Origin of the sequence: Sphingobium agri (assembly GCF_023051225.1) — a bacterium.
In the GTDB taxonomy this organism is placed as follows: Bacteria; Pseudomonadota; Alphaproteobacteria; order Sphingomonadales; family Sphingomonadaceae; genus Sphingobium; species Sphingobium agri.
Window position 1 is genome coordinate 1 of record NZ_JALKHS010000028.1, and the last position, 601, is coordinate 601.

Consider the following 601-nt stretch of genomic DNA (forward strand, 5'->3'; position numbering starts at 1 on the left):
TTCCAGCGCCGCGCGCCCTCGCGCGCCTGCCACGAGCGGCCGGATGTCCTCGAACGTCGCGCCGGGTTCCCGTTCCTTGACGTTCACCTCCTCGGCAACGGCATTGCGGAACACACGCGCCGTGTTGCGCAGCTGGCGGAAGATCAGCGTCGTATCGCGCTCCGTACCCTGCACCACCGCCTGCTTGATGGCTTCGTGGATCGGCGCTTCCTTGGTCAGCATGAACCGGGTGCCCATAGTCACGCCTTCAGCGCCCAGAGCCAGCGCCGCCGCCATGCTGCGCCCGGTAGCCATGCCGCCTGCCGCCAGGATCGGAATGTCCAGCGCCCGCGCCGCAGCGGGGATCAGCACCATGCCCGGAATATCGTCCTCGCCCGGATGGCCCGCCGCTTCGAACCCGTCGATCGACACCGCATCGACCCCCGCGCGCTGCGCCGACAGCGCATGGCGGACGGCCGTGCATTTGTGGACGATCTTGACGCCTGCCTGCTTAAAACGGGCGATGAACTCGGCCGGACTGCGCCCGGCTGTCTCGACCACGCCGACGCCCGATCCCGCAATGACTTCCGCATAGGCCTCGTAGGGAACAGGCTGCGCCGTC

General features: G+C 68.6%; 1 protein-coding gene. It reads right to left on the reverse strand.

The genetic code is table 11. The features are described from left to right. Positions 1-601: NAD(P)H-dependent flavin oxidoreductase (locus MU848_RS18905; RefSeq protein ID WP_247234891.1), on the reverse strand; the 601-nt coding region annotated here is incomplete at both ends.